Here is a 23,068-nt window from a genome sequence, read left to right as displayed (position 1 = left end):
TTCTTTTTTATACTATTATTAATATGTTACCATAGTTATACATACTATTTGAATTGAGGCGCTACAAAATGAAAAAAATATTAATACTAATGTCGACAGGTTTATTACTAACTGCCTGTGGACCAAATGAAAAAGAACAACTTAACAATGAGAAAGCCAAACTACAAAAAGAGGTAAAAAACATACAAGATAAATTGGATAGTGAGAAAACAAAAAACGTTTCTAAGAAAAATACGATTAATTCACTTGATAGCAATTTAAAACAAGCTAAAAACGGCAGAATGGTGACCAGCGAAGCTTATACACAGACATTTAAGGATTATACTAACAATATTAGTGAAGCACTGGTCGCTTATTCAAGTATAGATAAAAAATTGACTTCTAGTAATAAGAACGTTGATGTTGCCCAGTCTCTTAATGATATAAAAACAGATATAGATGATGCTATTAAAGCATATGAATCTCCTTTTAAAGATGCTAATCCCCCTGCTGCATTTGAAGATATTCATAGTCAAATTGAGTCAGCAAATAAAAATATGAAAAACGGTATTGATACTATCGTTAAAAGTTATGATGATAAAGATCAGACTGGGATAAATGAAGGCAAACAAACATTACAAAAAGCAATCGACCTTATCAGTGGATTGGAAATTAAATAGTATAAAACCAGGCAATCAGATTAATTTGATTGCCTGGTTTTTTGGTTACTCTTATCACCTGCGATATGTCCATTCATCACTCTTATATTTTTCACTCAGCTGATTAGTTTCCGCAATTAAGTCATCTGTCAGTTCGAAAGGGACTAACTTTTTGTTTAATCCTTTTTCAAATCCTTTAAAAAATGCATCTTCCATCATTTCAATTGTTATTTCCTTATCAGTAAGATCTTGAATACTAACTGCTTTCGAATAAAATGCCTGCTTCATCTTCTCTTTAAGTCTTGGATGACTATAGATGAACAAGTCAAATAGTTCATCGACATCAATCGACTGTAATATCGATCCATGCTGTAATATCACACCCTTTTGGCGAGTTTGGGCACTGCCCGCAATTTTGCGTCCTTCTACCACCAGCTCATACCAGCTGGGTGCGTCAAAACAAACTGAACTTCTTGGATCTTTTAACTTTGCACGCTGCTCATCAGATTTAGGTATAGCAAAATATGCATCAAATCCCAGCTCTATAAAACCTTCTAATAATCCTTGTGAAATAACGCGATATGCTTCTGTCACAGTTTTAGGCATCTCAGGATGACTCTCAGGTACAATAACACTATAGGTAAGTTCTTTGTCATGTAATACGCCTCGTCCACCCGTAGCTCTCCTTACAAGACCATATCCACGCTCTTTAACTTTTTCTATATCAATTTCTTTTTGTAGTTTTTGAAAATATCCTATTGAAAGGGTTGCCGGGTTCCATCCATAAAAGCGAATAACAGGAGGTAATTTATTTTCAGAAACAAAATTTAACAATGCTTCATCTAAGGCCATATTAAAATATGGATCATTTTTATGAGTGTTAATAAACAACCATTCTTCTTTTTTTAAATTATTCATCATAAACGCTCCAATTTAATAATATCTAAACATAAGTAAAATAACTTTGAAATCCATTGATTTTATTACTATAATAAATCTATGATAGCAAAAGGAGGACAACAAATATGACAATCTGGTATATTTTAGGGATTGTACTTCTTGCTTTGATAGTCTATATTTTTATTAATTTCTCTATCAATCGTAAAGCTGTTACAGAATTAAGTCAAGATGACTTTAAGAGTGGATTACGAAAAGCTCAGGTAATTGATTTACGAGAAAAAGCAGATTATGATTATGGACATATTAACGGGGCAAGAAATATTCCAATGACCGTTTTTAGAACACGCATGTTGGGGCTACGTAAGGATCAACCGATTTATTTCGTAGATGCTAATGGTATATCAAGTTACCGTGCAGCTCGTATGCTAAAAAAACATGGTTACAATAATTTATTCATGCTAAAAAATGGATATAAAGACTGGAAATATGATCTTAAAACAAAAAAATAATTTAAAGGGGTGAGACGATTTCGTCTCACCCCTTTAAATTTTAATTACTTTTCAATCGAACCATTATATTTTAACACAGGCTTACGTGCAGCCATCGTTTCATCAAGTCGGCCAATGACAGTGTGATGTGGAGCCTCTAAAATAATATCTGGATTTTCTTCTGCTTCTTTAGCAATTTGAATCATTGTATCGCAGAATGAATCTAACGTCTCTTTAGATTCAGTTTCAGTCGGTTCAATCATCATACATTCCTCAACATTTAATGGGAAGTAGATTGTTGGTGGATGGAAGTTGAAATCTAACAGACGTTTTGCCATATCTAACGTTCTAACGCCTAATTTCTTCTGTTTTGTACCACTAATTACAAACTCATGTTTACAATGACGGTCATACGGTAATACAAAGTACTCTTGTAGACGTCTCATCATGTAGTTCGCATTTAATACAGCAACTTCAGAAGCTTCTTTTAAACCATCATAACCCATTGTACGGATATATGTGTAAGCACGTAAGTAAATACCGAAGTTTCCGTAGAATGGTTTAACTCGACCGATTGATTCTGGTCTGTCATAGTCAAATTTAAATCCATCTTCTGTTTTAATAATATGTGGTTTTGGTAAGAAAGGTACTAAATCAGCTTTAACGCCAACTGGTCCAGAACCTGGTCCACCACCACCGTGTGGTCCTGTAAATGTTTTATGCAAGTTTAAATGTACTGCATCAAATCCCATATCTCCAGGACGTACTTTACTCATAATGGCATTTAAGTTTGCACCATCATAGTATAATTTTCCGCCCGCAGCATGCACGATTTCACGAATTTCTAAAATATCTTCTTCAAACAAACCTAATGTATTTGGGTTCGTTAACATGATTGCAGCAGTATCTGGTCCTACAACACGTTTTAAATCTTCAATATCAACTAAACCAAATTCATTTGATTTAACAGTTACTGTTTCAAATCCTGCAACAGTAGCTGACGCTGGATTTGTACCATGCGCTGAGTCAGGTACGATAACTTTTGTACGGTTATGGTCACCATTTGCTTCGTGATAAGCACGAATCATCATTAATGCAGTCCATTCACCATGCGCGCCTGCTGCAGGTTGTAAAGTAACTTCATCCATTCCAGTAATTTCTTTTAAATGTTCCTGAAGGTCGTAAATAACCTCTAATGAACCTTGTAAAGTTTTTTCATCTTGTAATGGATGTGCATTTGCGAAACCAGCCATACGTGCTACTTTCTCGTTAATTTTAGGATTGTACTTCATCGTACATGAACCTAATGGATAGAATCCAGTATCAACACCATGGTTTTTATTAGAAAGTTCAGTATAATGACGCATTAAATCTAACTCAGCAATTTCTGGTAACATTGCACGTTCTTTACGAATAAATTTACTATCTAAAATGTCTTCTACTTTTTTATTTTCAACCTCTAAATCAGGTAATGAATAACTATAACGATTTTCTTTTGAACGTTCAAAAATTAACGGAGAGCTTCCCTTAAGCATTGAAAACACCTACTTTCGCGATAAATGTATCGATCTCTTCTTTCGTACGTAACTCAGTAACAGCAATTAACATATGGTTGTCATATTTACTATCTACTTGACTTAAGTCATATCCACCGATAAAACCATCTTCTAGTAATTTTTCATTAATTTCAGCTACAGGTTTATTGAATTTAACTACAAACTCATTGAAAGTAGTACCTGGCAATACTGTAAATCCTTCAGCAATCATTTTTTCTTTCATATAGTTTGCTTTCTGTAAGTTTTGATTCGCCATTTCATACGTACCATTTTTACCTAATGCACTCATCGCTACAGATGCTGCTAATGCATTTAATGCTTGGTTTGAACAAATGTTAGATGTCGCTTTGTCACGACGAATATGTTGTTCACGGGCTTGTAATGTTAATACGAATCCACGATTTCCTTCGCTATCTTGAGTTTGACCAACTAAACGACCAGGCATTTTACGCATTAATTTATTTGTTGCAGCAAAGTATCCACAATGTGGTCCACCTAATTGTGCCGGGATACCGAATACTTGAGCATCACCAACAACGATATCTGCACCAAATTCTCCAGGAGGTGTTAATAATGCTAAACTCATCGGGTTACTTGAAACGACAAATAATGCTTTTGTCCCTTCAGTGTAAGATTTAATTGTTTCTAAATCTTCGATACTACCAAAGAAGTTAGGATACTGAACCATTACACAAGCAGTGTCTTCATCAATAGCTGCTTTTAATGCATCTAAGTCAGTCACAGTGTCTTTAACATCAATTTCAACAACTTCTAAATGTTGACCTGTTGCATAAGTTTGTAATACTGCACGAGATTGATCGTTAACTGCTTTAGAAACGATAATTTTTTTCTTTTTAGTGTGACCACATGCTAACATTGCCGCTTCAGCAAATGAAGTACCACCATCATACATTGATGAGTTAGCACAATCCATACCTGTAAGTTCAGCAATCATCGTTTGAAATTCAAAAATTGCTTGCAATTCACCTTGAGAAATTTCTGGTTGATATGGTGTATAAGCAGTGTAAAATTCACTACGTGAAATAACATGGTCAACTACAGTAGGAATATAATGATCATATACACCGGCACCTAAAAATGATGCATGTGTATCACTTGTAATATTTTTATTGGCTAAAGCTGATAATTCTTTTAATAAAGGTGTTTCAGCTTTGCGTGGTTTAATATTTAAATCACCTTTAAAACGTACTTTCTCAGGAATATCCTGGAATAGTTCTTCAACAGATTGGATACCAATCGTATCCATCATTTCTTTTTTATCAGTTTCAGTTAATGGAATATAACGATGACTCATTTTTTCAACCCCTTAATTTTTATGGAATGGTGTTTTAACAACTTTTGCTGGAACTAATTTTTTACGGACTTGTACGAATACCTCGTTATCAATTTCAGTTTCTTTAATATCAATCAATGCTAATGCAATTGAACGACCTGTAGAAGGTGATTGAGTACCGCTTGTAACATACCCAATTTTTTTGCCATCTTTATCTTGAACTTCATAGTCAGTACGTGCAATCCCACGTTCTAACATTTCTAATCCTGCTGATTTACGTGTTAAACCTTCTTCTTTTTGTTTAGCTAATACTTCACGTCCAATAAATTCACCTTTATCTAATTTTACACTGAAGCCCATTTTTGCTTCATAAGGTGTGATATCAGTAGATAAATCTTGACCATGTAATGGTAAAGCCGCCTCTAAACGTAATGTATCACGTGCACCTAATCCACATGGCACGATACCTAAATTTAATAAACCTTCCCAGATAGCAACTGTATCTTCAGCAGCACAATAGATTTCAAAACCATGCTCGCCAGTATAACCCGATTGACTAAAGATAACATCCTTACCGAAGATTTCAACATTTTGAATGAATTCAAACATTTTTAATGATGAGATATCTTCTTTTACTTGATCTTTTAAAATTTCTAATGCCTTTGGACCTTGAACGGCAATTTGTCCATATTCTTTTGAAACGTTAGTAACAGTCACACCATCAATTGTGTGTTGTTGTAACCATTCAAAGTCGATATCAGTGTTACCCGCATTTACAACGAGTAGATATTTATTATCATCAAGTTTGTAAGCTACTAAATCATCAATGACACCACCATTTTCATTACAAATCATTGTGTATTGAGCTTTTCTGTCAGTTGTTTTAGTAATATCATTTGTTAATACTTTTTGAAGGTACTGCTCAGAATTTTCACCCTCAACAAGAATTTCGCCCATATGACTTACATCAAACATACCTACATTTTCGCGTACCGCAACGTGCTCTTCTTTAATACTAGAAAATTGTACAGGTAAGGCCCATCCAGAAAAATCAATTACTTTCGCACCGTCTTCAATGTATTTGTCATACAATGGTGTTTTCTTTAATTCAGTCATGATTATCCTCCTAAAGTAATATTTAAAAAGCAGCATAGCACAGTGCTATGCTGCATTTTTTCAAGTAACGTCAGAAAATTATCCTTTTGCCTGAGAGTTTATAGCTTGCCCCTTCGGCGATGATTACTCATTCTCTCTAATTTTCATCTTCCGTTTTTAAATGATTAAGTATTCTCTGCACACTGGAATTAAGGTCTGTATCGTTATCTACCTTAATGTATGCGATTTCATTATAGCGTGAAATTCTGCTGTTGTACAATCTTTTTAATTCCTCTTTAGATTTGTGATTTGCATTCGGTCGATTAGAATCTCCTGCAATTCTATTATACACAGTATCAATGTTCGTATCTACCCATAAATTCATTTTATTCTCTCTTAATAAACGTAAATTGTTCGGATTTTCAACTATCCCACCACCTGTGGCAATAACAACGTTCATGTTTATGTATGAAGTTAAAGCTTCGTTTTCTTTCTTTCTAAAGAAGTTTTCACCGTATTTATCAAATATTTCAGGAATATTTAATTCTAAATTTTTTATGATAACTTCATCCAGGTCAACAAATGGTAATTTTAATTCCTCAGCTATCAACTTGCCGATAGTAGATTTGCCGACACCCATAAACCCTACAATAACTATTGCCATTTTATCCTCCTAAATAAAAATAGCTATTTCATTTTAGAAATAGCAGTTATTATCTCATTATAATAATATTGTTCGAGATTATCTAATGTATTTAATTTTAACATGTAACGTGTACTAAAGTAACTGAGAAAGAAAACTGTAAGCATTAAAAGTATTAACATGGAGGGAAATATAAATCCTTTAGATGACCTGGTAAACAACATCTTTGTGTTTCTCTCGTTTGATTGTAAGATAAATGCCATTATTCTTTTCTTCAAATCTTCCATCTGATACTCCTTCCAGCATAATAATATATCCACTATTGTTGAGCTTACGTATGATACGTTGATTGTGATATTGATAAAGAATAACGTTCGTATCCTGATAGATGAATAACTGATGATTGATAACTTTAACATAATCTGCCTTTGCCAGTTCATCATATAGATCCTTTTGAAACATTGCATTATTAACATCGAAATGATCTGTGCTTTTTCCACTTAGCTGAAAAATATGTATGTATATGAGTGGCAGCAAACTCATAATCAATACAATAATCGATAAACTGATAAGCATTTCAACCATCGTAAAACCCTTACTTTGAGCGGATACAGTACTTCTCAACTTTTTCATAACAAATATAATCACCTTCAATAGATGCTGTTCTTTTATTAATTACTATTTCAACGTATGCAACACGATAGTTTTCCAGTGAATCTTTCTTTTTCTCGTAAACTCTAGACATATTTAAATACATTGGTAGTAAACACAGCGTAATGATTGCAACAACAGAAAAAGATAACAAACTATCAATCAACATAAACCCTTTATATTTTTTCAATTCTCATTCTTCCTCTGTAAAGCTGAATCACAATCTGATAGCGTGAATCATTAATAGAATATTTTATTGTACCACCTGTCCTGACACCATTCTTCTTAAATATTATTTCAGTGTTGGTGATACTATTACCTTCATAGATTCTGCCATGACTGATTGTGTATTGCGCATTAATACCTAGTACTTTTGATCGAATAAATATTGTATCGCTTCCTGGCGGAAACGATACAACAATAATTTCTCCAGTTTCATAAGATTTTGTCTGATAATAATTTAATAATGAAATGATTTCATCATTAATTTCCTCTTCATTGTAGTGTATTTCTTCAAATTGCGATTTCGGAATAATAATAAGAATGATAACGACAACCGATAAGACGAGTATTGATTCCAGATAACTAAATCCATCAAGCTTTTTGAACAACTGCTTCGCCATCTTCAATTTGAATTGGGTCACCATTTTTACACTTCACTTGTGTATCCTTTAAGAACTCCGGAACTAATTCATTAATGCTTGCCGGTGTTTTACCATTTTGCAGCTTAAAGGCTTCTATTTGACCTTGGACCATCTTAACCTGTGCCTTACAGCCTGTATTTTGTACATTATCAGATTGTTTAGCAATATTTGGGATAATCACGATAATCAATACAGAAATCACCAATAAAACCAGCAACATTTCAATGAGTGTAAATCCGTCCTTCTTTTTAAATTGCTTAGAAAACATCTGCATGAAACGATTCAAATAAGTATTTAACATTTTTAGTCCTCCTACTGGATGCCTTCCATCATTTGAAGCATCGGTAATATAATCACAAGATACATAGCGACGATTAACAAACCTAAAATAATAAAGATGAGTGGCTGTATGCTTTTAATCAACTTGAATATTTTTTGTTCAAACTTTTTGAATATATATTGGCTATAGTAATTAAGTTCTCTATCAAGCTTTGAATTTTTTTCTCCATGTTGCATGAAATGAATCATTGAAGGTTCAAATAAAGACATTCTTCTAATCGCCTCAGGAAGCGTATCTCCTTTTATTAGACAGTCATTTATTTTACCTGCAATATATCTTAATGTCGGATCACTATCCTGTTGAGCAAGTATTGTGATGATATTTTTCATCATGACACCATTACTTAAAAAATAGGAGAACTCTGAACTTACGCGATAGGTTGTATAGAGTCTGTACAGATTATTGATGATAGGTATTTTTTTGATTGTATTGATCTGTCGTTCAATTTTTGATTTTTTAAATACAAGGAAGTAATAAATAATAAGAAGAAAGATTAATATCAATGTATAGATGATTAATTGTGGTATCAAATATAAAATATTTGTGAGTATTATAAGTTCCGGGCTCAGTTCAACGCCCATTGAACTATACATACTTTTAAATTGAGGTAGTACTGTTTGATTTACAGTGATAATTAAGGCAATAAATATCATAATTAAGATAAGTGGATACTGTATCGTTTTTATAAACTGTTGCTTTAATTGACGTTTCGAAATATTGTAATCATAGCAATGTTTCAAAGTTTCATTCACATTGCCAAAAGATTCACTAAAATAAACCTGCATGACAACATGATTGGAAAATTGTAGCTTTTTAAGACATTCAGATAGAGATTTTCCTTGCTCCAGATCAGTAATGATGTCTTGTTTAACTGACTTTTTAACACCTTCATATTGAGAAAACAAAAAATTTATTGCTTCATATTGAGTAAAACCGTTCTGCGTCATTTCAGCTAAACGCATTAAAAAATCATCTTCATAAGATTTAAGTTTATTCCTACTCAGTAACATAACGTTCATGCTCCATTAAAGTTATCTCATTATTATCAAGCATCTTATTTAATTGATTATTAATAGAGAGATATGAATCTAATGATTGATTAGATAAATAATTGCGACATTCGCTCTTATTTAGTTGTTCGTAAACACGTCTTCTACCAGAATGAGTGTTTACTAATCTTTGATTTATTATTCTTTCAACACTCTGTTCAAGTTCAACTTTTGAGATGCCCATTTCCATCAATCGATGTATTGCCCCTAAACAGGAATTTGCATGTAGTGTCGATAATACTAGATGGCCACTTAAACTCGCATTGATTACATTTTTAGCCGTATCTGCGTCCCTTATTTCGCCAATCATAATAATATCCGGATCACATCTTAATATTGCTTTGAGCGAATTCTGATAGGTGATATTCCCTTTTGCGTTGACGTTAATTTGTATCATACCTTCAATCCTTTGTTCAACAGGATCCTCTATCGATATCACTTGTTTACTTAAATTTGCAACTGCATATTGAAGCAGATGATACATTAATGTACTCTTACCACTACCCGTTGGTCCACTTATTAAAATGAGACCACTACCTTTATGCATTAAATGTAATAAATCATCTTCAATATCTGCTTTTTCATTAAAATTGGTAGGAATTATCCTTAAAACACATGCTTCATGACCTACCGAATGAGGTAATGTAGAAGCACGCACATTATAATGAATAGCATTTAAATCAAAATTCAGGGTTCCGCTTTGTGCTTTATTTTTTTCAGAAACATCAAGGTGGGTGATAAACTTTAGATAAGACAATAATTTTTCAAATTGATTGATAGCTATTTTGTCATAATCATGCATATCACCATGGATTCGTAATTTGATTAATACATGCTTTTGACTGGGTATAAAGTGAACATCTGAGGCTTGTTGTGATATTGCATCTTTTAATATTGAAGTAAATAGTTTTTCCATAAATCCCTCCCTACAGTAATATCTTTTCAAATGCTTAAAATATTTTATCCTTTTAAATATTCTTAAGAATAAATAATTTTATTTAATAGTTCACAAAAATTATCCATATATTTGCAATAACATTTTTTACGAAATTAGAGGTTTACTTCTGAATTGCATATCTTTATAATAATAAGTGATATGAAGAGTTTGATTATAGGGGGAATAACCATATGGATAAAGTTTTCAAAACTTTAGGGTTCTGGACAGCAATATTTGCAGTAATGTTCTATGTTGGCGGTATGTCAATGATGTCATTCATATTCGTTGCCCAAACTGGATTTTTTGTTTTATTGGGTTACTTAAAATTATCTGAAAGAATGTATATGTATATTTTTGCTGCGTACTTAGTAGTTTGTTTCGTAGGATTCACTTACTATTCAACATTCTTATTAGAGCCAAGTTTTGGCCATCACGAATAAAACCTTCCAGTACGGAAGGTTTTTTTTCTTTGATATTTAATATCCATTAATAAATGGATTATTTTCTTTTTCATATTTAACAGTTGTGTAAGGTCCGTGTCCTGGACAAATTGTCATAGTGTCATTTAAAGTTAATAATTCTTGCTGAATACTATTTAATAGCTGCTGTGTATTGCCCTCATATAAATCAGTTCGTCCAATCCCTTCACAAAATAATGTATCCCCTACAATAGCAAAATCTTCAAACACAAATGAAAGACTTCCTGGTGAGTGTCCCGGGGTATTTCGTACATTAAATGCAAAACTTCCAATCTTTTTGCTTCCTGGCTCAATAATCATTGGTTTTGTTTTTGCGATGACAGGTGATAGACCATATTGCATAAACTTTTCAGAACCATTTTTTTCTGTATCAGTTAACCAGTGCTTTTCAATGTTTGAAACATATACTGGCACATTAAAATGCTCACAGATAGCATCAACTGCTCCAATATGATCAAAATGTGTGTGTGTCAAAATTACAGCAATAACTTGTTTCTGCAATTGGCCAATCGCCTCGATAATTTTTTCAGCTTCATCTCCTGGATCAACAATAAGTACATCAGAATTATTATGAATCAAATAGCAATTGGTTTGAATTTGTCCTAGTGGTAACTTTATTTTATCCACATTCAGTTCCTCCTTAAAAATTTACTCGACAAAGTTATTTATTAATTATACAATATTAATGATAATAAAAGTAATTTCATGGGGGTTATATTATGCCGTTTATTAACACAGGCGAATTATTTGAAATTTTTGGTACAAAAATTCATATTGGTGTAAACATCTTTGCTATTTTAATGTTAGCAGTATTTTTCCTTTCAATCAAAGCATTACTTAATGCATTGAAAGATAAAAATGTATTAGGTATTATCTTTGGATTATTAGCAACACTATCTTTTGGTTTCTTTTCTTTAATGACTATCTTTACATATGGTTACCCGATTTTACATCACTAAGTATAATAACCAGGACAATCGTCCTGGTTATTTTTATTTTAAATGTTTTTTCACAGCATCAATTTTCTCATTCATCTTACGCAACTTATCTCGACGATCATCAATTCTTATATTCGTGCAGACACGCTCTACACCTTGATGAAAGGGTGATTCATGTATCGCTTCTAAAGCCATTAGACATTCATGTAACTCTCCCTCAATCAAAGTGCTCATTGGTGTTAATTGATAATCTATCTTTCCTTCAATTTTTAGTTTTTCTAAAATCTTTTGAATTTCAGCGATATATTTACTCACACTGATTGATTGTCCATCTAACGGTATTACCACTACATCGATTATTGCCATTATATTTGCTCCTTTATAATATATTGTTTTATTAATCCTGCAGCCCCTATGATACCAGCATCATTTCCTAATGTGGCAGTTACTATTTTAGTATTTTGCAGTGCTGGTCCAAAGGTGATATTTTGATATACATTTTCTATATGTTGAATTAAAAAGTCACCCGCTTTTGAAACTCCTCCTCCGATAATAATATACTTCGGATTAGTGACTACACTAAATACACTTAATGCATAGGCTAAATTAGCCGCTACTTTTTTTATAACATAAGTTGCAAATTCATCTCCAGATTTAGCTGCATCAAATACCATCTTTGCCTGAAGCGTTTTTCTCAGTATCGGTTCTTCAATGGCTGTTTGAAATTGTAACTCTTTATAATAATGATATGCTAAATTCACAACACCTGTAGCACTTGCAACTGTTTCCAGGCATCCTTTGTGACCACAATTACATTGAAAACGTTCTTTAAAATCCACTTTAAAATGACCTAATTCTCCACCTGAGCCATTATGACCGTGTACCAGCTCATTGTTACAAATAATGCCTCCACCAACGCCCGTCCCTAGAGTCACACATATAACATCGGGTTCATTTTGTCCTGCTCCTTTAAACTTCTCACCAAGTGTCGCTACATTGGCATCATTATCAACTATCACAGGTAGATGTGTAAATTCCTTAAATTGTTCTTTAATATTAATTTTGCCTTTCCAGTTTAAATTTATTGCACCGTTAACTTCACCTGAGCTAAAGTCAATAGGCCCAGGTATACCTAGACCTATCCCCATTGCATCATCCATGTCATAACCTTTTATTTTTGCATTCAAGACAAATGAATCATAAACATTTTTAAGAATACGTTCTCCATTGTTTTCAGTATTGGTAGGAATTTCCCATTTATGTACAATATCTAACGCTTTATTCAAAACACCTAATTTACACGTTGTGCCTCCAATATCTGCTGATAAAATAATCATATTTTCCCCATCTTCCTTTGATTTAATATCAATCTCGACTGAATGAACTGTTCGTTTGATATGATTCCTGCCTCATGAAGTGATTTCAACTCCTGATTCATCATCTCAATCGTATCATGTTCATCTTTAAAATATATTATAATACCAAATTGTTTTAATAACTGTTGCACATCATAAAACGATTGCATTTCATCACCTATAATCCTTATACTCTTGTTCGAGCTTAATATACTTTGGTAGATCATTAATTTCTATCGCTTTTTTTATATATTTTTCAGCTGAGTCATAATCATCTAAGGCGCGCATTGCTAACGACATCTGATAATTTAACTTATCACTATCAGGATATCTTTTTAAACCTTTTTTCCACTCAGCAATACCATTAGACAAACTTTCCTGCTTTGTTTTTAATAAACCCATTAATACATATGTCTCATCATTCTCATAACCATTATTAAGCGTATTTTTCAAAATCTCTTTGGCATCCTGATCGTTACCTTTAGCTATTGCGTGTGCTGCATATTCATTGTATATATGATGTTCCTGCTGAGAGAATATATTAAAAATTAGCAATAGAAGAATCAAGACCAAACCTGCAATAATCCACTTCATATAACTTCTTTGTAATGGCATCATATAAAGCAATAATGCGATACAAAATCCTCCAAATAATCCACCAAAATGCGCTAGATCATTAACATTTGCAAATAATGAACTGATAGCAAGATAGATTAAACTTCCTATAATAACCTGTAAAATAAACTTTTTATTAAATTTACCACTAAAAGATATATAGACCAAAACTGCACCTAATAATGCACAAATGGCTCCGCTAGCTCCTACTGATATTGATGTAGTGTCAAAAGCTAGTGAAAATAAGTTTCCAATTATGCCACCACCAAAGAAAATCAGAAGATACTGCCATCTCTTGAACAAGTATTCAACAATCTTACCTATAATAAATAATGACATCATATTAAATAATAAATGTTGAATATCAAAATGCAAGAACATAGAAGTTATGACGCGATAATAATCTCCGTGTACAAAATTAAAGTGTGTTAGTCCACCTTTTTGAATCAATAAATCTACCTTATGAATCACATGCCATATACTCATTACGATAAAGCAAATAATATTTAATGTAATCAGTAAATACGTGAGCGGAGTGAATTTAATCATCGCCACATCTACAGGACTCTGCTTTATTACTCTACGTTGATACCAAGATGCAGATTGTGGTTTAGTTTTACTTGATATAGAACGAAATGGAGATTTAAATACTTCTCTGACACTTGCACTATCTGGACATGATATTACTTTAATATTTAGTGGCATATCATTTAATTGTTGTGTTTGATTAATAAGGATGATGTCATAGGATTTAACAGATTGTCCAACCAAACTTTCTATTTGCTGATGGTGATCCATAATTTTTTGAATCATAAATAAAGTTGATTGTGCAGTCTGTTTACCTAGTATGACACGTTTCAAGTTCTGATTTTTTCGACTATATAACCAAACATCATCCATTTCATCAGAAACAGTAATAAAGTCATAATCTGTATATTTTATATATTCATATATACATTTCCAAACAAATTTTTCAGTGATCATGCTTTAACCTCTGCTTCAATGATTCTATCTTCCGTTATTATCCAATCTACAGCTATATCATGCTCTTCAGTAATAACTTCATCTAACTGTAATTCAAATATCAAACTCATTGTCTGGCCATCATAATTACTTAAAAACTTATCATAGTATCCTCCGCCATATCCAATTCGATATCCTTGTGTATTAAAGACAACACCTGGGACGATTAATACTTCCGGATGAGTACCTAAATCAATTTGATGATCCATTATATCTATGCCGTACGAATCCTTAGTTAAATCCTCTGGACATGTATATCGCACAAATGACATCTGTTTTGATTGATAATCACAAAGCGGGACATACACCATCTTCCCTAATATTTGTGCATATCGGATAATAAAGCGGGTATCTAATTCATGCGCCATACTTAATGTAATGCCAATCGAATTAGCATTTAAAAATATAGGATGATGCAGTAAGTGCTCAATAATTTTGTTTTCTTTTTCATATTTTTGCTGATTATTTTTTAGTTTTTCAAGCATCGATAATCTTTTCTTTTTCTTTGCATCTTTTAGCGTCATATTATCACCTCATACATATTATACAATAAAGCAAAAAGAAAGAAACAAACATAAAAAAACAGACATGAAAATCATGTCTGTTAAAAAATTATTTAGTTTCTCTGTGTAAAGTCTTTTTATTGTCTCTTGCACAGTATTTTGACATTTCAATACGTTCTGGGTTATTACGTTTATTTTTTTTAGTAATGTAGTTTCTTTCTCCACATTCAGTACAAGCTAAAGTAACATTAACGCGCATAGTTGTTCCCTCCTCACGTTTCTAAATATCCATACGACTTTTCTATAATAACATGTGTCGCATGATTTATCTAGTCCTAATTTGTGAATTGGTTAAATCTTTCTCCAGTAATCGTGAAATATATACTTTCAGCAATATTAGTAATATGATCACCAATTCGTTCCAGGTAGCGACCAGCAAGATGAGCTTGACCTGAAATATATGGATCATTATCGATTAAGTAAGTTGTATTGATGATTTCTTTATATAAATCATCAATATCCTGATCTCTTTCAATAATTTCTTTAACTAAATTTACATCTTTGTTTGTGTAAGCCTGATCTAAATCAGCTAACATCAATAAACTTAATTTGCCCATTGTTTTTAAACGTGTAAGGATATAAGTATCTTCAAACTTTACACGTTTACGAATTTTAGCAATGTTTGCCGCATTATCTCCAATACGTTCTAACTCAGAAGCTATTTTAGTACTTGAAAGAATTAACCTTAAATCTGTAGCAATAGGTTGCTGTTTCGTAATCAGTGAAATAATTTGTTCATTAATATCATTTTCCATCTCATTAATGACTTCATCATGTTTGATAATTTCACGTGCATGATTCACATCACTATCACTCAGAACTTGTACACTTCGCTCAATCACTGTATACACTTCTTTAGCTAACAACTGAACAGAACTTGCTAAATGATTTAAATTTTCTTCGTATATTTCTCTCATAATATCACCCGAATCTTCCTGAAATATATCGCTCTGTTTGCTCATCAGCTGGATTAGAGAATATTTTATCAGTTGTATCGTACTCATTTACATAACCATTTAAGAAGAAAGCAGTCTTGTCTGAAATACGAGCAGCTTGTTGCATATTATGTGTAACAATAATAATAGAATATTGATCTTTAATTTCCTGTACTAACTCTTCAACTTTCAATGTTGAAATTGGATCAAGTGCTGATGTTGGTTCGTCCATTAAAATAACATCTGGTTCAATTGCTAAACAACGCGCGATACAGATACGTTGTTGCTGTCCACCTGAAAGACCATAAGCATTTTTATCAAGTCTGTCTTTTGTTTCATCCCAGATTGCAGCACCACGTAATGATTTTTCAACGATTTCATCAAGGATTTTTTTATCAGTAATTCCATGAATACGTGGACCGTATGTGATATTGTCATAGATTGATTTTGGGAATGGGTTTGGCTTTTGGAATACCATACCCACACGTGTTCTTAAATGTTCGACTTTATAACTTTTATCAAAAATATTATCTCCACGATATAAAATTTCACCTGATGTTCTTACACTAGGAACAAGTTCAATCATACGGTTTAATGTTTTGATGTATGTTGACTTACCACAACCAGATGGACCGATGATTGCTGTTACTTCATTTTCTAAAATATCTAAATTGATATTTTGTAAAGCATGGTGATCACCATACCACAAATCTAAGTTTTTTGTTTGATAAACAATATTACGATTGGTTGGATTTGGCGTTTCACCTGTCACGATATTTCTTTCTTTTTTTACTGGTTGATTCACTGTTTCAGTAGTCATAATAACTTTTTCATTGTTTTCTACTGTATCAGTTACTTTAACTTTTTCACTCATATTTAGACCCCTCTCAAATTTAGACTAGAATTTTTTCTGATATTTATTACGAATAAAGATTGCGATTGAGTTCATTGCGATTAACATAATCATTAAGACAATAATGGCAGCAGATGATACGAATTGAAATTCTTCTTTAGGAAGTTTAGCCCAAGTAAAAATCTGCATCGGTAAAGCCTGGAATCTGTCCATAATGCTGTCCGGAGTTTTCATAAAGATTGTTGGAATACCAATAACTACAAGTGGTGCTGTTTCACCAATTGCACGAGAAAGTGCTAAGATAGTACCTGTTAAAATACCTGGGATTGAAGCTGGTAAAACGACATTTGTAATTGTTTGCCATTTAGTCCCACCTAAACCTAACGATGCTTCACGAATAGCCCCGGGAACTGCTCTAATAGCTTCCTGACTTGATACAATGATAACTGGTAAAATCATCAGTGACATTGTTAAAGCTGCTGCTAATACAGATTTACCTAATGACAGTGACTCAATACCAGCACCACGTACAAATAATGTTAAGCCTAATAATCCAAATACTACTGATGGTACTGAAGCTAAGTTGGCAATATTTACCTTTATAAAGCGTGTAAATGCATTGTCTTTAGCGTATTCTTCCATGTAGATTGCAGTTGCAACACCTAAAGTTATTGCAATCGGTGCAATCGTCATCATTAGCCATAATGAGCCAATTAATGCACCTTTAATACCAGCTTTTTCTGGTGTTGTTGAAGAGAAATTAGTAAAGAATTGTGGTGTTAAATACCCAGCACCTTTACGAATAACATCAAACATTAAAATTGCAAGAACGACTAAACCAATAATTGTACATAAGAAGAAAATTGATTTAACAATATTATTTTTAGAAAGTCTACCAGAGAGTTTCTTTTTTACTGTTTCCTGATTAATTAATTCCATCTTAATACTCCTCTCTGAATTTTCTAGTGATCCATTGTGAGATGAAGTTCATGATTAAAGTAAATACGAACAGGGTAAAACCTACTGCATAAATACTATAGTAGATATCAGAACCGAAAGTAGCATCACCTGTTGCAACTTGTACAATAAACGCTGTCATAGTTTGTAAAGAATTCGTGAAATCTAATGAAAATTCTGGTGAACTACCCGCTGCAAGTGAAACAATCATCGTCTCACCTATTGCACGACTAATTGCTAATACGATAGAAGCTAAGATACCTGATAATGCAGCTGGGAATACTACTTTTAAAGCTGTTTCTAATTTCGTTGATCCTAAACCAAGCGCACCTTCTCTAATTGCTTTTGGCACTGCACTCATCGCATCTTCTGAAAGTGAAGCAATCATTGGAACAATCATAATACCAATTACTAAACCTGGGCTTATTGCGTTGAAACTACCTAAATCAGTCCAGAAAGTACGTAATAAAGGAGTTACAAAAGTTAATGCAAAAAAACCATAAACAATAGTTGGAATACCAGCTAAGATTTCAAGTATTGGTTTAATAATTCTTCTTGCTGTATCACTTGCATATTCACTTAAATATAAAGCTGCACCTAAACCTACTGGTACTGCAAAGATTGTAGCAATAATTGTAACTTTTAAAGTACCTAAGATAAGAGAAATAATACCGAATTTTGGATCCTGTCCAAATGCATTCCATTCTTTTTCTAAGAAAAAGTCTGCAAATGAAACACGTGTAAAGAATGTTATCGTTTCAGTAAGTAAAGTGATTAAAATACCAATAGTCGTAAGTATCGAAATTGAAGCGATTATTGCTAAAATGGTTGGAATCATTTTTTCAATAACATTTTTCGAAGACCCTTTGCTCTTGTTTTGAGCAATTAAATCCTGTACAGAAATTTTATTTTCCATATTTTAGACTCCTTCATTTTAAAAGGGACGAAAAATTTCGCCCCTTTGAAAAATTTCTTATTTTGATAATAATTATAAAGTTAATAATTATTTAACTGCATCTAATTTCTTTAAATCTTCTTCATATAATTTATCTTCTAAAGGAACATATCCAGCTTCTTTAGAAGCATCTTTAGCTTTTTCTAAAGTGAATTTTAAGAATTCTTTAAATGCTTCATTCTTTTTAATAGAATCGTTTTTAGCATAGATGAATAATGGACGGCTTAATGGGTAAGATCCATCTTTAACTGTATCTTCAGTCGCTTCAACACCTTCGCCTTTTCCTTCTTTTTGAATCTTAACAGCTTTTAAGTTATCTTTGTTTTCTTGGAAGAAGTTATAACCGAAGAATCCGATTCCAGCTTTGTTATCTTCAACAGATTTAACGATTACGTTAGTATCTGCATTTTTCTCAGCTTTGATTTCACCTTTATCTAATACTTCTTCACTAAAGAAGTCATAAGTACCATGAGATTGGTCAGGTGAGAATGCTTTGATTTCATCAGCTGGGAAATCAGCACGAACATCTTTCCAAGTTTTAGCTTTACCAGAGTAAATTTTAGCTAATTCATCAAATGTTAAATAGTCAACGAAATCATTCTCTTTGTTAACTGCAACTGTTAAACCGTCAGTAGCAATTTTAAATTCAGTATAATCAATTTTTTTATCTTTTAAAGCTTTTTTCTCTTCGTCTTTGATGTCACGAGAAGCGTTAGAGAAATCAGTTTCACCAGCGATGAATTTCTCAAAACCACCACCTGTACCTGAAGTACCGATAGCTACGTTTACATCTGGATATTGACCATTAAATTCTTCATTAATTTTCTCAATGATTGGAGCTACAGTTGTAGAACCGTCACCTTTAACTTCGCCTTTAAGATCTTTAGCTGCAGTTTCAGTTGATGCACCTTTGTCTTCAGAAGCTTTATCTTCTTTTTTGTCAGCTGCTCCACCACATGCTCCTAAAAGTAATGCAGTACCTAAAACAGTTGTTGATCCTACTAATTGCCATTTTTTCATTTTGAAAGTCCTCCTAATTGAATAGACGAATAATTTGTATTTGTTTAGTACACTACTTACTATAGTGGACGATTGTTAATTGAAAGTGAATGTATTGTAAAGATTGTGTAAAGAAAAAAGACAAAGCTTTTAAGCCTTGCCTTTTACTCAAGAAAAAATATAAATTTAGAAAAAATATAGACTGAAATAATTATAAATCATCAATCACTTCGGTTAGATATCGTATTTTGTGCACCAGAACTGCCTGTTTCAACCTTCTTATTTGCTATACCCTTTTTACCGTTAAAATATTCATTAATTATATCTCTTCCTAAATCTCCGCCTGGAAGCCAAGGTGGTGGTACAGGTTGATTAGTATATATAATTGCAAAACTTAATTCTGGTTTATCCATTGGTGCATAGCCAATATACGTTGAATTAACTCGTGATTTTCCATCCTGGAACACTTCTGCCGTTCCTGTTTTACCTGCACTTTTAACAACTGTATTGGCAAAACTTTTATATCCGGTTCCTAGTTCATTATTGAAGGCCATATCAAAACCTTTTTTAACTTGTCCGATTTCATCTTCCGAGTTATTTATTCTATTTAATACTTTACCTTTAACACTTTCTTTAATCGGTCCAATTTTATCTGTTTTTGAAGCTGATCTTATTTCTTTCACTAAATGTGGCTGAATACGATAACCATTATTAGCTATCGTTGATACGTATTGTGATAATTGTAAGGGTGTATACGTATCATATTGACCTATAGCTAAATCCAGATAATTCCCTGGATTATCTTTTAGAATACCGGATTGTCCAGTTACTTCATTCGGTAAGTCAATACCGGTCTTTACGCCTAATCCAAATTGATTTAATCCTTTACGTAATTTAAGTCCTGCATCAGTAATATCAGCTGGTAACGACATATTTGGTGAATATTCTAATCCTGCCATCTTTAATGCCGTTTTAAACATATACACGTTTGAAGAATGCATCAATGCTTCTTTATCATTAATGTCTATTTTTCCTGTAGGATTAAAGTAAGAACGTTTTTCAACTCCACCTTTGAATACTAGTGGCTGGTCGATCATTTCTTCACCAACGTTTATAGCTTTATTACTATATCCTGTTAATAATGTTGCACCTTTTACAGATGAACCAACTGCATACTGTGAAGTAAAAGTGCCATAGTGATAATCAGATACATTGCCCTCTTTATCAATTTGACGACCTGCAAGTGCTAAAATATCACCATTATTCGGATCCTGCACTACAACTAATACTTTATCCATCGTTTTTGCATTCATAGAACGTAATATTTGAATATGTTTGTCAACTAATTTTTCTACCTTTAATTGCAAATCAATATCTATCGATAATATGAGGTCATTACCTCTGGATCCCTCTGATATAACTTCAGAGTTAATAATTTTTCCTGACTTATCAGTTAAATAACGCATTTTTTTCTTCTTACCACGTAAAACATTTTCATATTGAAATTCAAGATAACTCTGACCTACCCTGTCATTTCGCGAGTATCCTTTTGAAAGATAATAATCTACAAGTTCTTTCGGTAAGCCTTCTTCTTTAGAAGAAACATTTCCTAGCATTGTGCGTAACGTTTTGCCATACAAATATTTTCTATCCCAATCCATCGTAGTATTTACACCCGGTAACTCACTTAAATTTTGGGAAACCAATGCATATTCTTTTTCAGTAACATTTTCATTTCTAATGATTTGAGGACTCAATTGACTACCACTACTCATCTCACGGTAGATTGCTGCAACTTCTAATTCATCTTGCGTGAGTGATTTTAATTTGTCAGCAGTCAATTTTTTATATACCGCTTCATTAAATTGATCTTGTGAAATTTCTCCTGATTCAAATAGTTGTCTCTCTTTTTTCATCAATTGATCAACCTTATCAGAATGCGTCAAAATATAAAAATCCTGTTTATCTCTTAATGTCAATGCTGTTGTAGGCATAGACATTAATTTATGAAGTTTTTTTGCTGTATTGAGCATCTCAGTTCTGCTCGTCATACGGTCACGCGTATATGTAATTGCTTTTTTTGATGTATTATCTACAATCAATTTACCATTGCGATCATAAATTCTTCCTCTGGGAACAGATTCATTCACCTCTATATTCTCATTATTATCTACAGCTTTTTTATAAGATTCACCTTTAACAATTTGTAGATAACCAAGTCTTAAGACGAGGATGATTAATAAAGAAACGATCGCCATAAAGATGACACTGATTCGACGATTGGTTATTCGTTTTTGTTTAAGTTCGTTTGATTCTTGTTTTACACGTTTCAAGGGAAATCCTCCATCACTAACATTTATCCTTTAATCATATATGAAATAAGTTATATTTTCTATATTTTTAATATAAAAGCCAATAATAAAAAAGCCATTTCGGAAATGAAATGGCTTTAAAAAATATATGATTATTTAGCAGCAAGATAAAGTTCGTTAACTTTTTCCCAGTTCACAACATTCCAAAATGCTGAAATATAGTCAGGACGTCTGTTTTGATAATTTAAATAATATGCATGTTCCCAAACATCAAGTCCAAGAATTGGCGTTTTACCTTCCATTAATGGATTTTCTTGATTTGGTGTAGATACGACTTCTAATTCGCCATTATTTACAACTAACCAAGCCCAACCTGAACCGAAGCGAGTTTTAGCAGCATTAGCAAATTCTTCTTTAAATGCATCAAGTGAACCGAATTTAGCATTGATTGCATCTACTACTTCACCTGTTGCTTCTTTACCTGGAGCAAGCAATGTCCAGAATAATGAGTGGTTATAGTGTCCTCCACCATTATTTACAACAGCAGTTTTCTTATCAGCTGGTACTTCATTAATTTTTTTCATTAAGTCTTCAATTGAAAGATCAGCAAATTCAGTTCCCTCAACTGCAGCATTTAAGTTTGTTACATAAGTATTGTGATGTTTAGTATGATGGATTTCCATCGTTTCTTTATCAATGTGTGGTTCTAATGCATCATATGCATAAGGTAATTTTGGTAATTCAAATGCCATAGTCAATCATCCTCCTAAAGTTTAATTACATATTTATCATAGCAACTTAAGATAGCGTTCACAACTACTTTGCTTATATATAAAATCTATTTTTTTT

Annotated in this window: 29 protein-coding genes and 1 riboswitch; of the genes, 4 read left to right on the top strand and 25 right to left on the bottom strand. The window is 32.6% G+C overall.

Translation table 11 applies throughout. The features are described from left to right. Window positions 1-68 precede the first annotated feature (68 nt). Complete coding sequence (locus ACMGE6_RS09720; RefSeq protein ID WP_414053615.1) at window positions 69-659, top strand: DUF6376 family protein; 591 nt, start codon at window positions 69-71, stop codon at window positions 657-659. A 54-nt stretch (window positions 660-713) separates the two neighbouring features. Here ACMGE6_RS09720 and ACMGE6_RS09715 read toward each other — a convergent pair whose 3' ends face one another. Next, window positions 714-1,556 carry a lipoate--protein ligase family protein gene (locus ACMGE6_RS09715; RefSeq protein ID WP_414053614.1) on the bottom strand — a complete coding sequence of 281 codons (843 nt, stop codon included), beginning with the start codon at window positions 1,554-1,556 and terminating at the stop codon, window positions 714-716. Between the two features lie 107 nt (window positions 1,557-1,663). Between ACMGE6_RS09715 and ACMGE6_RS09710 the strand changes: the two genes are divergently transcribed. Then, window positions 1,664-2,047, top strand: a complete 384-nt coding sequence (locus ACMGE6_RS09710; protein ID WP_414053613.1) for a rhodanese-like domain-containing protein — start codon at window positions 1,664-1,666, stop codon at window positions 2,045-2,047. A 44-nt stretch (window positions 2,048-2,091) separates the two neighbouring features. Here ACMGE6_RS09710 and gcvPB read toward each other — a convergent pair whose 3' ends face one another. From gcvPB to comGA, 10 genes are all read right to left on the bottom strand, one after another. After that, the gene (gcvPB, locus tag ACMGE6_RS09705; protein WP_414046297.1) at window positions 2,092-3,561 is read right to left on the bottom strand and encodes an aminomethyl-transferring glycine dehydrogenase subunit GcvPB; all 1,470 of its coding nucleotides are present in this window, start codon (window positions 3,559-3,561) and stop codon (window positions 2,092-2,094) included. Beyond that, window positions 3,554-4,897, bottom strand: coding sequence for an aminomethyl-transferring glycine dehydrogenase subunit GcvPA (gcvPA, locus tag ACMGE6_RS09700; RefSeq protein ID WP_414053612.1), 1,344 nt, complete (start codon window positions 4,895-4,897; stop codon window positions 3,554-3,556). Before gcvPA ends, gcvPB begins: the two co-directional genes overlap by 8 nt. 12 nt (window positions 4,898-4,909) lie before the next feature. Then, window positions 4,910-5,995, bottom strand: a complete 1,086-nt coding sequence (gene gcvT / locus ACMGE6_RS09695; protein WP_414054851.1) for a glycine cleavage system aminomethyltransferase GcvT — start codon at window positions 5,993-5,995, stop codon at window positions 4,910-4,912. A gap of 65 nt (window positions 5,996-6,060) precedes the next feature. Continuing rightward, a riboswitch (glycine riboswitch) is annotated at window positions 6,061-6,142 on the bottom strand. Further along, window positions 6,129-6,635, bottom strand: coding sequence for a shikimate kinase (locus ACMGE6_RS09690; RefSeq protein WP_414053611.1), 507 nt, complete (start codon window positions 6,633-6,635; stop codon window positions 6,129-6,131). (Overlaps the previous riboswitch by 14 nt.) A gap of 180 nt (window positions 6,636-6,815) precedes the next feature. Beyond that, window positions 6,816-7,247 (bottom strand): competence type IV pilus minor pilin ComGF, encoded by a 432-nt coding sequence (gene comGF, locus ACMGE6_RS09685; protein ID WP_414053610.1) that lies wholly within the window; start codon window positions 7,245-7,247, stop codon window positions 6,816-6,818. Beyond that, window positions 7,210-7,431, bottom strand: a complete 222-nt coding sequence (locus ACMGE6_RS09680; RefSeq protein WP_414053609.1) for a hypothetical protein — start codon at window positions 7,429-7,431, stop codon at window positions 7,210-7,212. The genes comGF and ACMGE6_RS09680 overlap by 38 nt, the downstream gene beginning before the upstream one ends. Before the next feature lie 10 nt (window positions 7,432-7,441). Further along, window positions 7,442-7,912, bottom strand: coding sequence for a hypothetical protein (locus ACMGE6_RS09675; protein ID WP_414053608.1), 471 nt, complete (start codon window positions 7,910-7,912; stop codon window positions 7,442-7,444). After that, window positions 7,860-8,210 (bottom strand): competence type IV pilus major pilin ComGC, encoded by a 351-nt coding sequence (gene comGC / locus ACMGE6_RS09670; protein WP_414053607.1) that lies wholly within the window; start codon window positions 8,208-8,210, stop codon window positions 7,860-7,862. Before comGC ends, ACMGE6_RS09675 begins: the two co-directional genes overlap by 53 nt. An 11-nt stretch (window positions 8,211-8,221) precedes the next feature. Further along, window positions 8,222-9,259 carry a competence type IV pilus assembly protein ComGB gene (gene comGB, locus ACMGE6_RS09665; RefSeq protein ID WP_414053606.1) on the bottom strand — a complete coding sequence of 346 codons (1,038 nt, stop codon included), beginning with the start codon at window positions 9,257-9,259 and terminating at the stop codon, window positions 8,222-8,224. Beyond that, complete coding sequence (gene comGA / locus ACMGE6_RS09660) at window positions 9,246-10,214, bottom strand: competence type IV pilus ATPase ComGA (protein WP_414053605.1); 969 nt, start codon at window positions 10,212-10,214, stop codon at window positions 9,246-9,248. Before comGA ends, comGB begins: the two co-directional genes overlap by 14 nt. A 212-nt stretch (window positions 10,215-10,426) precedes the next feature. Here comGA and ACMGE6_RS09655 point away from each other — a divergent pair, with 212 nt between their 5' ends. Then, window positions 10,427-10,675, top strand: a complete 249-nt coding sequence (locus tag ACMGE6_RS09655; RefSeq protein ID WP_233680344.1) for a DUF2626 domain-containing protein — start codon at window positions 10,427-10,429, stop codon at window positions 10,673-10,675. A 36-nt stretch (window positions 10,676-10,711) separates the two neighbouring features. Here ACMGE6_RS09655 and ACMGE6_RS09650 read toward each other — a convergent pair whose 3' ends face one another. After that, window positions 10,712-11,341 carry an MBL fold metallo-hydrolase gene (locus ACMGE6_RS09650; protein WP_414053604.1) on the bottom strand — a complete coding sequence of 210 codons (630 nt, stop codon included), beginning with the start codon at window positions 11,339-11,341 and terminating at the stop codon, window positions 10,712-10,714. Window positions 11,342-11,433: 92 nt separating this feature from the next. Here ACMGE6_RS09650 and ACMGE6_RS09645 point away from each other — a divergent pair, with 92 nt between their 5' ends. Then, the gene (locus ACMGE6_RS09645; protein WP_414046287.1) at window positions 11,434-11,673 is read left to right on the top strand and encodes a DUF2759 domain-containing protein; all 240 of its coding nucleotides are present in this window, start codon (window positions 11,434-11,436) and stop codon (window positions 11,671-11,673) included. A 33-nt stretch (window positions 11,674-11,706) separates the two neighbouring features. Here the strand turns inward: ACMGE6_RS09645 and ACMGE6_RS09640 are convergent, their stop codons facing one another. The 13 genes from ACMGE6_RS09640 to ACMGE6_RS09580 form a co-directional block, all read right to left on the bottom strand. Further along, entirely contained in the window at window positions 11,707-12,018 is a 312-nt protein-coding gene (locus ACMGE6_RS09640) for an MTH1187 family thiamine-binding protein (protein ID WP_414053603.1), read from the bottom strand. Beyond that, entirely contained in the window at window positions 12,018-12,989 is a 972-nt protein-coding gene (locus tag ACMGE6_RS09635; protein ID WP_414053602.1) for an ROK family glucokinase, read from the bottom strand. Before ACMGE6_RS09635 ends, ACMGE6_RS09640 begins: the two co-directional genes overlap by 1 nt. Further along, window positions 12,986-13,177: a YqgQ family protein gene (locus ACMGE6_RS09630; RefSeq protein ID WP_414046284.1), complete on the bottom strand. Its 192-nt coding sequence runs from the start codon at window positions 13,175-13,177 to the stop codon at window positions 12,986-12,988. The genes ACMGE6_RS09635 and ACMGE6_RS09630 overlap by 4 nt, the downstream gene beginning before the upstream one ends. 4 nt (window positions 13,178-13,181) lie before the next feature. Then, the gene (locus ACMGE6_RS09625) at window positions 13,182-14,606 is read right to left on the bottom strand and encodes a rhomboid family intramembrane serine protease (RefSeq protein ID WP_414053601.1); all 1,425 of its coding nucleotides are present in this window, start codon (window positions 14,604-14,606) and stop codon (window positions 13,182-13,184) included. Beyond that, the gene (locus ACMGE6_RS09620; RefSeq protein WP_414053600.1) at window positions 14,603-15,169 is read right to left on the bottom strand and encodes a 5-formyltetrahydrofolate cyclo-ligase; all 567 of its coding nucleotides are present in this window, start codon (window positions 15,167-15,169) and stop codon (window positions 14,603-14,605) included. Before ACMGE6_RS09620 ends, ACMGE6_RS09625 begins: the two co-directional genes overlap by 4 nt. Before the next feature lie 88 nt (window positions 15,170-15,257). Further along, complete coding sequence (gene rpmG / locus ACMGE6_RS09615; RefSeq protein WP_096076353.1) at window positions 15,258-15,407, bottom strand: 50S ribosomal protein L33; 150 nt, start codon at window positions 15,405-15,407, stop codon at window positions 15,258-15,260. A gap of 76 nt (window positions 15,408-15,483) precedes the next feature. Further along, on the bottom strand, window positions 15,484-16,125 hold the full coding sequence (phoU, locus tag ACMGE6_RS09610) for a phosphate signaling complex protein PhoU (RefSeq protein ID WP_414046281.1): 642 nt from the start codon (window positions 16,123-16,125) through the stop codon (window positions 15,484-15,486). 4 nt (window positions 16,126-16,129) lie between these two features. After that, entirely contained in the window at window positions 16,130-17,017 is an 888-nt protein-coding gene (gene pstB, locus ACMGE6_RS09605) for a phosphate ABC transporter ATP-binding protein PstB (RefSeq protein WP_414053599.1), read from the bottom strand. 24 nt (window positions 17,018-17,041) lie between these two features. Next, window positions 17,042-17,935 (bottom strand): phosphate ABC transporter permease PstA, encoded by an 894-nt coding sequence (gene pstA / locus ACMGE6_RS09600; protein ID WP_414053598.1) that lies wholly within the window; start codon window positions 17,933-17,935, stop codon window positions 17,042-17,044. 1 nt (window position 17,936) lies between these two features. Then, window positions 17,937-18,869 (bottom strand): phosphate ABC transporter permease subunit PstC, encoded by a 933-nt coding sequence (pstC, locus tag ACMGE6_RS09595; RefSeq protein ID WP_414053597.1) that lies wholly within the window; start codon window positions 18,867-18,869, stop codon window positions 17,937-17,939. An 87-nt stretch (window positions 18,870-18,956) separates the two neighbouring features. After that, window positions 18,957-19,928, bottom strand: a complete 972-nt coding sequence (locus ACMGE6_RS09590; protein WP_414053596.1) for a PstS family phosphate ABC transporter substrate-binding protein — start codon at window positions 19,926-19,928, stop codon at window positions 18,957-18,959. A gap of 200 nt (window positions 19,929-20,128) precedes the next feature. Next, window positions 20,129-22,240 (bottom strand): peptidoglycan D,D-transpeptidase FtsI family protein, encoded by a 2,112-nt coding sequence (locus ACMGE6_RS09585; RefSeq protein ID WP_414053595.1) that lies wholly within the window; start codon window positions 22,238-22,240, stop codon window positions 20,129-20,131. Between the two features lie 131 nt (window positions 22,241-22,371). Then, window positions 22,372-22,971 carry a superoxide dismutase gene (locus ACMGE6_RS09580; protein ID WP_414053594.1) on the bottom strand — a complete coding sequence of 200 codons (600 nt, stop codon included), beginning with the start codon at window positions 22,969-22,971 and terminating at the stop codon, window positions 22,372-22,374. Between the last annotated feature and the right edge of the window lie 97 nt (window positions 22,972-23,068).

The organism is Macrococcus equi (assembly GCF_047426745.1).
Taxonomy (GTDB): domain Bacteria; phylum Bacillota; class Bacilli; order Staphylococcales; family Staphylococcaceae; genus Macrococcoides; species Macrococcoides equi.
The sequence above is the reverse complement of the archived record's forward strand: the minus strand, read 5'-3'. Positions and strand labels throughout refer to the sequence as shown.